This is a genomic window from Ketogulonicigenium vulgare WSH-001, from assembly GCF_000223375.1.
In the GTDB taxonomy this organism is placed as follows: Bacteria; Pseudomonadota; Alphaproteobacteria; order Rhodobacterales; family Rhodobacteraceae; genus Ketogulonicigenium; species Ketogulonicigenium vulgare.
In genome coordinates, this window is record NC_017384.1 from 1608702 (window position 1) to 1621739 (window position 13038).

Annotated in this window: 15 protein-coding genes; 6 read left to right on the forward strand and 9 right to left on the reverse strand. The window is 63.6% G+C overall.

Translation table 11 applies throughout. The features are described 5' to 3' along the window. Positions 1 to 122: 122 nt before the first annotated feature. On the forward strand, positions 123 to 1304 hold the full coding sequence (locus KVU_RS07795; protein ID WP_013383195.1) for a BaiN/RdsA family NAD(P)/FAD-dependent oxidoreductase: 1182 nt from the start codon (positions 123 to 125) through the stop codon (positions 1302 to 1304). Here KVU_RS07795 and KVU_RS07800 read toward each other — a convergent pair whose 3' ends face one another. Beyond that, positions 1305 to 1553, reverse strand: a complete 249-nt coding sequence (locus KVU_RS07800) for a DUF2312 domain-containing protein (RefSeq protein WP_013383194.1) — start codon at positions 1551 to 1553, stop codon at positions 1305 to 1307. A gap of 132 nt (positions 1554 to 1685) precedes the next feature. Here KVU_RS07800 and KVU_RS07805 point away from each other — a divergent pair, with 132 nt between their 5' ends. Beyond that, on the forward strand, positions 1686 to 1901 hold the full coding sequence (locus KVU_RS07805; RefSeq protein ID WP_013383193.1) for a hypothetical protein: 216 nt from the start codon (positions 1686 to 1688) through the stop codon (positions 1899 to 1901). On the opposite strand, the gene KVU_RS07810 is transcribed toward KVU_RS07805, so the two are convergent. The 3 genes from KVU_RS07810 to KVU_RS07820 are packed head-to-tail and all read right to left on the reverse strand — an operon-like array spanning position 1854 to position 4571. Then, positions 1854 to 2261 (reverse strand): ArsR/SmtB family transcription factor, encoded by a 408-nt coding sequence (locus KVU_RS07810; RefSeq protein ID WP_013383192.1) that lies wholly within the window; start codon positions 2259 to 2261, stop codon positions 1854 to 1856. The genes KVU_RS07805 and KVU_RS07810 overlap by 48 nt on opposite strands. A gap of 60 nt (positions 2262 to 2321) precedes the next feature. Continuing rightward, positions 2322 to 3308, reverse strand: a complete 987-nt coding sequence (locus tag KVU_RS07815) for a flagellar motor switch protein FliM (protein ID WP_060486267.1) — start codon at positions 3306 to 3308, stop codon at positions 2322 to 2324. Positions 3309 to 3362: 54 nt separating this feature from the next. Beyond that, complete coding sequence (locus KVU_RS07820) at positions 3363 to 4571, reverse strand: deoxyguanosinetriphosphate triphosphohydrolase (protein WP_013383040.1); 1209 nt, start codon at positions 4569 to 4571, stop codon at positions 3363 to 3365. A gap of 83 nt (positions 4572 to 4654) precedes the next feature. Between KVU_RS07820 and KVU_RS07825 the strand changes: the two genes are divergently transcribed. After that, positions 4655 to 4981, forward strand: coding sequence for a HesB/IscA family protein (locus KVU_RS07825; protein ID WP_013383039.1), 327 nt, complete (start codon positions 4655 to 4657; stop codon positions 4979 to 4981). A 53-nt stretch (positions 4982 to 5034) separates the two neighbouring features. Next, on the forward strand, positions 5035 to 5814 hold the full coding sequence (gene xth, locus KVU_RS07830; RefSeq protein WP_013383038.1) for an exodeoxyribonuclease III: 780 nt from the start codon (positions 5035 to 5037) through the stop codon (positions 5812 to 5814). Here xth and KVU_RS07835 read toward each other — a convergent pair. After that, entirely contained in the window at positions 5781 to 6914 is a 1134-nt protein-coding gene (locus KVU_RS07835; RefSeq protein WP_014537856.1) for an FAD-dependent oxidoreductase, read from the reverse strand. The genes xth and KVU_RS07835 overlap by 34 nt on opposite strands. Next, a complete protein-coding gene (dksA, locus tag KVU_RS07840) occupies positions 6914 to 7336 on the reverse strand; it encodes an RNA polymerase-binding protein DksA (protein ID WP_013383036.1) in 423 nt (140 codons plus the stop codon). Before dksA ends, KVU_RS07835 begins: the two co-directional genes overlap by 1 nt. Before the next feature lie 240 nt (positions 7337 to 7576). On the opposite strand from dksA, the gene KVU_RS07845 reads away from it, so the two are divergent. After that, positions 7577 to 7747 (forward strand): hypothetical protein, encoded by a 171-nt coding sequence (locus KVU_RS07845; RefSeq protein WP_236953071.1) that lies wholly within the window; start codon positions 7577 to 7579, stop codon positions 7745 to 7747. A gap of 9 nt (positions 7748 to 7756) precedes the next feature. Continuing rightward, positions 7757 to 8446, forward strand: a complete 690-nt coding sequence (locus KVU_RS07850) for a M48 family metallopeptidase (RefSeq protein ID WP_014537857.1) — start codon at positions 7757 to 7759, stop codon at positions 8444 to 8446. Here the strand turns inward: KVU_RS07850 and KVU_RS07855 are convergent. The 3 genes from KVU_RS07855 to KVU_RS07865 are packed head-to-tail and all read right to left on the reverse strand — an operon-like array spanning position 8432 to position 13005. Beyond that, complete coding sequence (locus KVU_RS07855; protein ID WP_013383033.1) at positions 8432 to 8995, reverse strand: RSP_2648 family PIN domain-containing protein; 564 nt, start codon at positions 8993 to 8995, stop codon at positions 8432 to 8434. The genes KVU_RS07850 and KVU_RS07855 overlap by 15 nt on opposite strands. Positions 8996 to 9004: 9 nt before the next feature. Continuing rightward, on the reverse strand, positions 9005 to 10219 hold the full coding sequence (locus KVU_RS07860; protein ID WP_013383032.1) for an RSP_2647 family RNA methyltransferase: 1215 nt from the start codon (positions 10217 to 10219) through the stop codon (positions 9005 to 9007). 11 nt (positions 10220 to 10230) lie between these two features. After that, positions 10231 to 13005 carry a [protein-PII] uridylyltransferase family protein gene (locus KVU_RS07865; RefSeq protein WP_014537858.1) on the reverse strand — a complete coding sequence of 925 codons (2775 nt, stop codon included), beginning with the start codon at positions 13003 to 13005 and terminating at the stop codon, positions 10231 to 10233. Positions 13006 to 13038: the final 33 nt, after the last annotated feature.

The window sequence follows — 13038 nt, forward strand, 5'->3', positions numbered from 1 at the left end:
CGAAACCGCCCGTTTTCCGGGTCTGTCCGGTCAGGATAGCGCGAACAGGCCCGTCGATCCAGCGCAAAAGCCAGTGTAAAGCGGCCTCTTGCGCCGCGCGCGCGGTCAAGGCATCAGGGCTTATGCAGGTGAATACATTGATCATTGGTGCCGGTGCTGCCGGTCTTTATTGCGCCGCCCATGCGGGTCCCGGCACGTTGCTGGTTGATCACGCGCGCGCGCCGGGCGAAAAGATCCGGATCTCAGGTGGCGGGCGCTGCAATTTCACCAATATCCATGCGGCCCCGCAAAACTACATCAGCCAGAACCCGCATTTCGTGAAATCCGCGCTGTCGCGCCACAGCGCCGCCGATTTCCTGGCGCTGGTCGAGGCGCACCGCATCCCCTGGCACGAGAAAACGCTGGGACAGCTGTTCTGCGACCGCTCGGCCAAGGATATCATCGCCATGCTGACCAGTATGGTCGAACGCGCGGGCGCGGCCCTGTGGCTGGAAACCTCGGTCGTCGATGTGGCGCATGACGGCACCCATTTCCGCGTCACGCTGGAACAGGCAGGCGAGCGGACGCAGGTCACCGCGCAAAATCTGGTGCTGGCCAGTGGCGGCAAATCCATTCCCAAAATGGGCGCGACGGGCTTTGCCTATCGCGTGGCCGAGGATTTTGGCCTGCCGGTGACCGAAACCACCCCAGGCCTTGTGCCCCTGACCTTTTCCGACAATCAGATGGCGCCGCTTGCGGGGGTCGCAACGCCCGTCATCGCCCGCGCCGCGCGCGGCCCTGCCTTCCCCGAGGCGCTGCTGTTCACCCATCGCGGCCTGTCAGGCCCGACGATTTTGCAGATCAGCAGCTATTGGCAGGCGGGCGAGGATATCGCGATCAACCTGCTGCCCGGCGCACCAGTGATCGACCAATTGCGCGCGCAGCGCAAAGGCGCGGGCGCGAAATCTATCGCCAGCGTGCTAGGCGGCCTGCTGCCGCGTAAACTGGTGGATGTGCTGTTGGAAGACTGGGGCCTTGGCGGCAATTACGCCGATCTGTCCGACAAAGCGCTGCAGGACATGGCCCAGCGCCTTGGCGATTGGCAGTTGCGCCCGACGGGATCTGAAGGGTATCGCACCGCCGAAGTCACCATCGGCGGCATCGACACCAATGCGCTGTCGTCCCGCACGATGGAGGCAAAGGCCGTCCCCGGCCTTTACTGCATCGGTGAATGCGTGGATGTGACCGGCTGGCTCGGCGGCTATAATTTCCAATGGGCGTGGTCATCCGCCCATGCCGCCGCCATGGCCATATCGGGCCGCTGATTACATCCCAAGCGCTTGTTTATAAAGGTCGAGGATCGCTTCTTCTTCGGCCAGATCATTCTGATCACGCTTGCGCAGGGCGATGATCTTACGCAGGACTTTGGTGTCGTAACCGCGGCCTTTGGCCTCGGCCATGACCTCTTTCAACTGCTCGGCCACATATTTCTTTTCAGCCTCAAGCGTTTCATAGCGCTCGACGATCGAGCGGATTTCATCGGCGGCAACGCTGGTGCTGGTGATATCGGACATGGGTTTCCCTGAAGGCTTGATCTGCTGAAATGGTGATGCAGACGTCCTACAACCTGCGCCGCGCGCCCGCAACGGCTTGCGCTGCGCCGATGCAGCCGCTAGGCGAGATCAAGCAATCAAAGGGGAAATGCCATGCAAAGCTTGATCTGGATCGGAGCGATCGTCACCCTGAGCGGCCTTGCGGGCGTGGTATGGACGCTGGTGCAGGTGCTGGGCGCGCGCCGCCGTGGCGCCTCGCCCGAGGCGCTGCAAGAAGTCGTGAAAAAGGTCGCGCCGGTCAATCTTGGCGCGTTCTTTTTGTCATTTATCGGTTTGATGCTGGTGGTTGTCGGCCTGATCCTGCGCTGAGACAGCCATCTGAGAGGCAGCAATCTGCGCCACAGCCTGCGCAAGGCCTGCAAGCACAGCCTGCAACCGCGGGTCGGCGATGGAATAGACCATCTGCCGTCCTGCACGCGCACAGGTCACCACACCCTCGCTGCGCATCCGCGCCAACTGACCTGAGACATAGGCTTGGCTTGCGCCCAGATTATCCTCAAGCTGCGAGACACAACATGCGCCGCTGTTCAGCGCGCATAGAATACGCAAGCGCTGCGGGTTGGACAGCACACGAAACACATCGGACGCGCCTTCGGCGACGGCCGCAAGGGCAGCCATATCAGCGCAGTAACGCGACTTTTCGTCGATATGTTCGCTTTGTATCTCCATGACCGCTACCTAAGCATCGGTCCGGTGGCAATCAACGGGGCTGGTTGATTAACCGCGAGATTACCCCGCAAGGCTTGCGCGGTTTTCCCAGCCCTTGCCCCCTAGCGCTTCCATATCTTCCAGCGCGAGCGGCGCCGCACCCTCTTTCATCCGGATCGCGCGCATCCCGCCCGCCTTACCCAATTGGCCCGTGCCAACCGGCGTATCCGCCACCCCCACCAGCCGCACAGCGGCTAGGCTTGCGCCGGGCATCATGACCACATCACCCGCGGCCCACCCCTCGATCTGCGACAGCGGCAGGCGCATCCGGTGCAGCACGGCCTGCAGATCTACCGCCGCGCCCATGACATTGCGGTTGATCGACAGCGACCAACCTGCATGGCGGGAACGGCTGGCCTCGACCGCGCGGGCGGGGGCATCCTCGGCCAATTTGCGGCGCTGCGCGACAGCGGCACGGGCCCCCTCGACCGGCAGCAGCAGGACCAGACTGCCGGCGCGCTCGGCACTGATTCCGACCCCGATCCGCATCTGGCGATAGGCGCCATGGCTGAGGGCAAAAGCCGCATCGCGCCCCCCCGAGAATGGCCGATCACAAACGACCCCCTCGACCCAGGCTTGCACCGACCACCCACTGGTGGGCGCGGCCAAAGCCTCGGCAATCAGATCGGTGATACAGCGATCCGCGACGGGTTGGCACAACACCTCATCCACCGAGGTGCGCGGACGCTCTGGCATGCTGGCATGATATGGCTCGCCCAGGGTCTGCGCCTCGACCACCGCCATGCGCAACTGGGCATCAAAGGCCATAAGGCCGACGATATCGCCATCGCAAACCAGCGAAAACAGGATCATCCCGTCGGGCAGCGCGGGCAGGATATCGTCCAGCACCCCCTCGCCCACATCTGGCAATGCCAGCGTCGCGCGCAGGCCGCCAACCTCGGTCAGCGCGCGCGCAAAGGACTGACGCAGCACGCGCTGCGGCTGCGCGCCGCCCATGGGGATATGCGGCCTGCCGCGTCCCAGCATGGTTTTAAGCCCACCCGCCATATGCACCCCCTGTCCGTTCCGAAACAAGATAAGGCAGGGGGCGTAAACAGCGCCTTAAAGAATGCGCAGCGCGCGCGTGCGGTCGGTCATATCCTCGTCCACCAATCGCGCATAGGTCTCGATGGCGAAACGGTCGGTCATGCCTGCGATGTAATCGGACACGATCCGCGCAAGCGCCTGTTGATCCTGCGCTTTTTCGACATCAGCGCGCCACTGGCGGGGCAGCTCATCCGGCTGCTCCATGAACAGCGGGAACAGCGTCTCGATGACTTTGGTGGCCTCTTGCCGCATCATCACAACGCCCGGCGCACGATACATACGGGTGAACAAGAACCCCCGGATCACCTTCAGATCAGCCCAGAGCCCGTCCGAGAATCGCACCATCGCCCGGCCCGCATGTCGCACATCATCGGCCGTCTGGGGCTGCAACTCGGCCAGATTGGTGCGGGTCACATGGATCACATCCTCGACCAAGACACCAAAGAACCGGCGCAGCGCCTCGTGCCGGCGGCGATAATAGTTCAGGCCGGGGTATTTGCGGTCAACTTCGGCGAAGCAATCTTGCAAGATCGGCAGCTCGGCCAGCTCATCGGTCGAGAACAGCTCGGCCCGCAGCCCATCGTGCAGGTCGTGGTGGTTATAGGCGATATCATCGGCCAGCGCGGCGGCCTGCGCCTCGGCACTGGCATAGGTGTGCAGATCCAGCGGGTGGCGGGCATCATAATCCGCAAGGGCGAAGGCGACGGGCGCAGGCACCGGGCCGTTGTGCTTTGCAATCCCCTCTAGCGTTTCCCATGTCAGGTTCAGCCCGTCGAAATCGGCGTAATGACGTTCCAACGATGTCACGATTTTGATCGCCTGCGCGTTGTGATCAAAGCCGCCGTAAGGTTTCATCAGCGCATCCAGCGCATCCTCGCCCGTATGACCAAAAGGTGTATGCCCGAGGTCATGGGCCAGCGCGACGGCCTCTGCCAGCTCTTGGTTCAGGCCGAACGAGCCTGCCAGCGTGCGCGCAACCTGCGCCACTTCGATCGAATGGGTCAGGCGCGTGCGAAAGTAATCGCCCTCATGCTCTAGAAAAACCTGGGTTTTATGCTTGAGGCGGCGGAAGGCAGATGAATGGATGATCCGGTCACGGTCGCGCTGGAAGGGCGAGCGGTGGATGCTCTCTTCCTCGGGGTAAAGACGTCCGCGCGTTCTGGCCGGGTCGGCGGCATAGGAGGCAAGTGTGCCGTAAGAGCCCTCGGGCCAGCTTGTGGTCATGGCATTCCCTTCTTATATTAGCGGAGACAGCCTATCTGATGGCTGTCTGACCGCAAGTTCCAACCGATAGTTTAGGCTGTGCCATGTTCACCCTGCCCCCGACTGTGACCCCTCGCGCATTTGAACGCCTTGCCCAGATTGGCGCGGCCAAACAGGGCAAAGCCCTGCGCGTTGCGGTGGAAGGCGGCGGATGTTCGGGTTTCCAATACCAGATCACGCTGGACGCACCGCAGGGCGATGACCTTGTGCTAGAGGGCGCGGGCGAAAAGGTTGTGGTGGATCAGGTCTCGCTGCCGTTTCTGGCTTCGGCGCAGATCGACTTTTCCGATGCGCTGATCGGCGCGCGCTTTGTGATCGAAAACCCGAACGCCAGCACATCCTGCGGCTGCGGCACGTCATTCTCGATCTAAGCTTGTGCGCGGTTGCCCTGCGCGCCATAACGGCGAAAAGATCGGGGTAAACCATGCGCATTGCGACCTATAACATCAACGGCATCAAGGCGCGGCTAGAGACGGTCACCGAATGGCTGACCCGCGAATCCCCCGATGTGGCGATCTTTCAAGAGATCAAATCCGTCGACGAGGGCTTTCCCCGCAGCGCCATCGAGGATCTGGGCTATAATCTAGAGACCCATGGCCAAAAGGGGTTCAATGGCGTTGCCATCGCCTCGAAACTGCCGATGGAGGATGTGACGCGCGGCCTGCCCGGCGATGACAACGACGAGCAGTCGCGCTGGATCGAGGCCACGGTGATCGGTAAGACCGCCGTGCGCATCTGCGGCCTTTACCTGCCCAATGGCAACCCCGCCCCCGGCCCGAAATATGACTATAAGCTAGCATGGATGGAGCGTCTGCACAAACGTGCCGAGGCGTTGCTGGCGTCCGAGGAGCCCGCCTTTATGGCCGGCGATTACAACGTGATCCCGCAGGCCGAGGATGCCAAGAACCCCGCCGAATGGCTGGAGGATGCGCTTTATCTGCCGCAAACACGCGATGCGTTCCGCCGCATCCTGAACCTAGGCTTTACCGATGCGTTTCGCGCCATCACCCAAGGGCCCGGGCATTATTCATTTTGGGATTTTCAGGCCGGTGCTTGGCAGCGCGACAATGGCATCCGTATCGACCATTTCCTGCTGACGCCGCAATGCGCTGATCTGCTGCAAAACGCATGGATCGAAAAGGATGCGCGGGGCAGGGAAAAGCCCTCGGATCACGTGCCGGTCTGGGTCGAGCTGGACGCCTGAGACGGGTCAAACCCATACAGCCAATCCATCGACTGTAAAAAGCGCGCGGGCGCAAACCGCCCGATCATCCCCAATCCGCTATGCGCCAGCGCGCGGGCGGGGCCGCGCAGGTGGTAATTCTTGGCATTGCGATTTGCCGCTGCAATCGCGCGGCTGGTGCGTAGGATGCGCGCCGCTTCCCATGCCGCAAGATCATCGGCGGCCCCCAACGTCACCGCATCCTCGATCGCCAAATTCGCCCCCTGCGCCAGGAAAGGCAGCGTCGGATGGGCGGCATCGCCGATCATCACCAGCCTGTCCGCGCGCCAAACCGGCGCGACCGGATGCAGGAACAGCCCCCACAGCATCGGCTGCGCGATCTGCCCCAGCATCATCGCCAATTCCGGCGCAGCATCGCAAAACGCGGCGCGCAGGTTTTCGGTGGCGTCGGGATGGCTCCATCCCTCGGGTGCCCAGGCCTTGCGCTCACGCACGGCGACGATGTTGATCTGGCCGTCCGGCAGCGGATAGGTGACAGCATGATGGCCGGGCAGCATCCAGATACGCGCCTCAGGCGGATGATCGCCCGCAATCACACCGCGCCATGCGACTTGGCCGGAAAAGCGCGGCGTGCTGGGCGCAAGGCGCTGGCGCACGATGGAATGGACACCATCCGCACCAATGACCAGATCGTAATGTGCGGGACTTGCGGCGGTCACCACCGCGCCATCGGGCGTTGCATCCAGAACCTGCTGGCCCGTGCGGATATCCACGCCCGCCCGCGTGCACGCATCGGCCAAAAGACCGATCAGCGTGCCGCGATGAAAGAAACGATAAGGGGGGCCGGAGAGCTGCGTCAGGTCAAAGCGGGCAATCGCCCTGCCCGTCACCCCATCATGGGGCGCGACCGCCTGCGCGGTAAGACCCGCTGACAGATCAATCCCCAAGGCTTGCAAGCCCCGCGCACCGTTGGGCGTAATCTGCAGCCCCGCGCCAAATTCGCGAATCTGCGGCGCGCGTTCGTAAAGTGTGACGCGCGCCCCGCGCTGTGCAAAAGCCAACGCGGCGCAGGTGCCAGCGATACCGCCGCCGATCACGGCGACGGATCTATCGTCAGACATTAGTCGTCACGATGTACTTTTTCGCGACGCTCATGCCGCTCTTGCGCCTCAAGGGTCATGGTGGCGGTCGGACGCGCATCCAGACGCTTGAGCGAGATCGGCTCGCCCGTGATTTCGCAATAGCCGTATTCACCCTCGTCGATACGGCGCAGTGCGGCGTCGATCTTGCTGACCAGCTTGCGCTGGCGGTCGCGGGTGCGCAGTTCCAACGCGCGGTCGGTTTCCTCGCTGGCGCGATCGGCCAGATCGGGGATGTTGCGCGTTTGATCCTTCATGCCTTCGATCGTGTCGCGGCTGTCGCTGAGGAGATCAGCTTTCCAGCCCAGCAGCTTGCGCCGGAAGTATTCCAGCTGCAGATCGTTCATGAAGGGCTCATCCTCGGCGGGACGATAATCGTCGGGCAGAAATACTTCTGCTTTCATGGCTGCTCCCCTGTCATTCGCAAGCCAGCGCCCGGGTTTTGACCTGCGCCAGCTCCCCTGATGAGCGGCTATTAGCGTCCTGTCAGAACAAAGTCACGCGACAATTGCGTTTCACTGAATATGCGGCTCATCACTTCACCATTTGCTGAAACAGGTGGCAGTTTCGTGACCGGTATGGACAGAACAGACCACAACAGCTAGGGCATGAGGCAGATTGCAACACTTTATGCGGACAAAACCATGCTCCTTCCCCTTGCTGGTCTGATACTGGGCGCCGCCCTTGGCGCATGGCGCGCATCGCGTCGTGGTGGCAAGGCGCTGGATCTGGCGCAATGGGCGGCGGTTCACGGGGTGTTCGGCTTTATCATCGGCGTCACCGCGCTGATCGTTATCACCCGCATGGCCAGCTAAGGCGCCGCGGTGCTGCGCCTGCTGCCCTTTGTCCTGCTGATCGCCTGGCCGCTGGTCAGCTATTGGCTGGCGGTGCGGCGGACGCGGCAGATGCTGGACCGACAATCCACCCCGCTGGTCGAGCCACGCCTGAACGCCATGGCGAAACAGCTGGGCAGCGCGCTGGATCTGCCGACGGTGAAAGTGCATATCCTTGAGATTGCGGCGATCAACGGCCTTGCGGCCCCCGATGGCCGGATTTTCATCACGCGCGGGTTTCTCAAGGCCTATGCAGCGGGCGAAATCACCGCCGAGGAAATCGCCAGCGTCATCGCGCATGAGCTCGGCCATGTCGCGCTGGGTCATGGCAAGCGGCGTATCTTTGACTTTGCCGGACAAAACGCCCTGCGCACCGCGCTGATGGTGCTGTTTGGCCGCTTTTTGCCGGGCGTTGGCCCGTGGCTGGCCGGACTTGCGGCCAGCGCCTTTGCCGCGCGCCTGTCGCGCAGCGATGAATACGAGGCGGACGCCTATGCCACCGCCCTGCTGGGCCGCGCCGGGATCGGCGTGCAGCATCAGATTTCGATGTTCAAAAAGCTGGACGGCATGACCGGAAACCTCGGCGCGCAGCCAGCATGGCTGATCTCGCACCCCCGCCCCGACCAGCGCATCGCCGCGATCGAGGCGAATGCCGCCAAATGGGGCCTAAGGGTCGAGTAGCTTGCCCAGGCGATTGAGTCGCCCCTTTTTCAGCAGCGCACGCAGGCGCCAAGGCGCGGCATCCTTTGGCGCGAAATGATTGGCGCGCGCCAGAACTTCGTCCGCAACCGCGCGCATCTGATCGGGATGCTTTTGGGCCAGATCGGTCAAAAACCCATCGGGATCAACGCGCAGGACGCCTTCTTCGGACAGAATATTGCGGGGAAAGTCGCTGGCATTCATTGTCAGGATCGCATCCGCCGATCCCGCAATCGCCGCCGCCAGCACATGACGATCGTTCGGGTCGGGGAGATAGAGCCGTTCCTCCAGCGCGGGCTGATAGCTGACCAGCGCTTTGGGAAAATGCACACGCGCCATGGCGATCTCTCCCTCGACCTGCGCGACGGCAGCGGGGCCGAGCTTGATCACCGCGCGCTGCCATTCGCCCAAGATGCGTTCCGACCATAGCGGCCGGAACAGCCCCCGCGCCGCCGCGCCCAAGGTCAGCTCGCGCAGGACCGTTGGGAACAGGACGCAGGTGTCGACGACAACGCGCGGGCTTTCACTCATGTTTGGCACTCATAGCCGGAAAAAGACCGACTTCAGATAGCCGCTTTCCGCCAGATGCGGCAGCAGCGGGTGGTCGGGGCCGGCGTAGCCCGTGTTGATGATCTGACCGCGCCGCCCAGCGCGCCCGATCCCGCGCGCCGAGGCGTTGCGGAATTTCGTCAGATCGGCGGCGTGCGAGCAGGAACACAGCACCAGATAGCCGCCCTCGGCCACCAAGGGCGCGGCAAGGCGGGCGATGCGTTCATAGGCACGCAGCCCAGCTTCCAGCGCGTTTTTATTGGGCGCAAAGGCGGGCGGGTCGCAGATCACGATATCAAACGTCTCACCCTCGGCCGCCAAAGCCTCGAGCGTGGCAAAGGCATCGCCCTTGCGGGTGGCGAAACGATCCTCGACCCCCATCGCCGCCGCCCCTGCGCTGGCCAATGTCAGGGCGTTTTCCGATCCATCAACCGCCAGCGCGCTGGCCGCGCCACCCGCCAAAGCCGCCAAAGCAAAGCCGCCGACATGGCTAAACACATCCAGCACCTTGACGCCGCGCGACAGGCTGGCGGCAAAGGCATGGTTCGGGCGCTGGTCATAGAACAGGCCGGTTTTCTGACCGCCCATCACATCGGCCATATAGGTCGCGCCATTCATCGGCACGGCAATGGGCGCCGTGGGCGCAGTGCCGCGCAGCACGGCCATTTCCTCGGGCAGACCTTCAAGGCTGCGGGCGCGGCCTTCGCCGTTCTTGATGATCGTCGTAACGCCGGTGACCTCCGCCAGTGCATCGGCAAGATTTTCCACCATCCGCTCGGACCATGCCGCATTGGGCTGGATCACAGCGGTGTCGCCAAAGCGGTCAATCACTACGCCCGGCAGACCGTCAGCTTCGGCATGGACAAGGCGATAAAACGGCTGATCGTAAAGGCGGGTGCGATGCGCCAGCGCACGGGTCAGTTTCGCAGCGAGCCACGCCGTGTCGATCACGGCCTCGATGTTCTGATCCATCACGCGCGCCGCAATACGGCTGGCGGGGTTCACCGTGACGATCGCCATGGGGCGACGCTCGGCATCCTCTAGCACGGCGAACGTGCCGGGGGTCAGCGCCTTGGTGCGACGATCCAGCACCAGCTCATCGCTGTAGACCCACGGGAAACCGTGGCGGATGGCGCGGGCGTCGGCCTTTGGCGAAAGGCGGACGGTGGCATAGGTGGTGGCGGGATCTGGTGTATGTTCTGTCATGATGGCCCCATTTAGGCGCTTTGCCCGTCCGCGGAAAGATGTGTTTCGATCACGCCTGCGGCGCGTGCTGCCACCTGCTCGATCGCGGCGTTCAGTGCGACGACCGAAGGCTGGCCGGTCTCGCGCAGCAAGAACGCCCGCCCGCCCGCGCCTAACGCATCTGCTGATAACGGCCCTGCCGTCAGCAGCCGCTGCGCGGATTGCAATTGCCAGAACAATCGCGCGCCGATTTGCAGGGTTTGGCGCTCGCCTTCGGGCAGATCGGCGACGGCCAGTTGGTCTTGCACTGTGCGGGCCGGATTGGAGGCCAGCAGCGCCATGGTTTCAGCGAACAATTCGATATCTTGCAAACGACCAGGGCCGATTTTGGCGTCCCAATCGCCCTGCGGCGGTTTTGCCGCGCTGATACGGGCGCGCATGTCCAACACATCAGCGCGCACCTTTGCCCCGCCGGCTTTCAGCGCCAGCAAATCCCGGCGAAACCCCTCGAATTCCGCCATCAGGCCGGCGTCGCCCACGATGGGACGCGCGCGGGTCTGGGCCAGATGCTCCCATGTCCAGGCCTCATCCGTTTGATAGGCGCGAAACGCGCCCCAGCCTGTCGCAACCGGCCCCTGCCGCCCCGAGGGACGCAAACGCATATCCACCTCGTAAAGCCGTCCCTCGGCCATGGGCGCGGAAAGCGCCGTGACCAAGGCCTGCGTCAACCGCGCGAAATAGCTGGACACCGCCAAGGGGCGCGGCCCGTCCGAGGCATCGACGCCTTGCGCATCATAGATCAAGATCAGGTCAAGGTCCGATTGCGCATGGAGCCGCCCCGCGCCCAGCGAGCCCATCCCAACCACAATCGCGCCGCGCCCCGGTGCCGCTCCATGACGGCGGGCGAATTCCGCGCTGACAACCGGCCAGATTCCCTGCAACACGCTATCGGCCAGCGCCGCATATTGGGTGCCTGCCCCTTCGGCATCGGTCAGCCCCTGCAGGAAATGGACGCCGATGCGGAAATGCCATTCCTTCATCCAGCGCCGCGCGGCATCCAGCTTTGCCTCGTAATCGGGGGCGCGGGCGATGGCGGTGTGCAGCTCGGCGGGCAGATCATCGGGCCATTGCGCGAAAAAGCTGCCACCGATCACCGCATCCAGCACCCCCGCATTGCGCGACAGATATTGCGCGAGCGCGGGCGCCGTCGCGCAAATGTCGATCAGCAGGTTCAGCAGGTTCTCATTCGCCTCGAACAGCGCGAACAATTGCACGCCCGCAGGCAGACCGGACAGGAATTGATCAAAGACCGCCAGCGCCTCTTCGGGCTTTGCGGCTTGTTGCAGGCGCGACAGGATGCGCGGGCGCAGGCGACGAAAGCTTTGCCCGGCGCGCACGGATCGCAGCGCGGGATAAGAGCGCCAGCGCGCAATCACCTCGGCGCCAAAATCAGCCTCGCGCGCGGTTGCGCTGTCGTCGGGGGCAAAGAAATCCTCGGTCAATGCCTCGACCGCCTTGATGCGGCGGGTCAGGTCGGCTTTCAGATCGGCGGTGCTGGTGCCCATAAAGGCGGCAAGGCGGGCAAAGCCTTCCTCGGTGACCGGCAGATCATGGGTTTGGGCGTCGTTCAGCATTTGCAGGCGATGCTCGACCAGCCGATGCGCGCGATAGTGATCGGTCAGATCCTCGGCCACCTCGGGCGTGATCCAACCGGTTTCGCTCAGGCGCATCAGACCCGGCACCGTGCCACGCAGACGCAAGCTGTCATCGCGCCCGCCCGCGATCAGCTGACGGGTCTGGGTGAAAAACTCGATCTCGCGGATGCCGCCGCGCCCCAGTTTCATATTATGGCCCAGCAGGTTCAGCCTGCCATTCAGACCTTTGTGATCGCGAATGCGCAGGCGCATGTCATGGGCATCCTGAATAGCGGCAAAATCCAGATGCCGCCGCCAGACAAAGGGGCGCAGCGCGCGCAAGAATCGCGCCCCCGCCTGCAGATCGCCTGCCGCTGCGCGGGCCTTGATATAGGCGGCACGTTCCCATGTGCGCCCTTCGGCCTCGTAATATTGCTCGGCCACGCTCATGGCGACGCAAACGGGCGTGACAGACGCATCGGGGCGCAGGCGCAGGTCGGTGCGAAAGACATAGCCCTCGGCGGTGATATCCGACAAAAGCGCCGTCATCTTGCGCGTCGCCCGCACATAAGAGGCCCGCGCATCGGGATAGGCGTCGCGGTCAAAGCGGCTATCGTCGAACAGGCAGATCAGGTCGATATCGGACGAATAATTCAGCTCGCCCGCGCCCATCTTGCCCATCGCCAGCGCGACCATTCCCGCCCCCGATTGCACATCGTCAGCGCTCATGCCCGGCAGCTTGCCGCGCGCCACCTCGGCCATAAGCGCAGCTTTCATCGCGGCATCGGTTGCGGCATCGGCCAGACGGGTCAGCGCGCCGGTCACATCCTCTAGCGGCCAGACGCCGCCCAGATCAGCCAATGCCACAATCAGCGCGACGCGCCGTTTCGCCTGCCGCAGTCCCGCGCCCAAAATATCGGGCGCAATGTCGCCGAGTGCGGCGATCACCTGATCCACCGCACGGCGCGGCGCATCGAGTGCCGGGGCCAGCCAGTCATGCTCACGCTCGATCAGGCGGGCCAGATAGGGGCTAGAGCCCGCGGTGCCCGCAATCAAGGAGGCAATATCCGCTGGCAGATCAGGCAACAGACGGACAACATCCGCCCCCCGTGCGGGATCAAAGGCGGTGGGGCAACGGGTCAGGTGATTGGCAAGGGGCGCATCATGGGTCATGGTCCCATGGTGCGCGCAGGCCAAGCTTGGCGC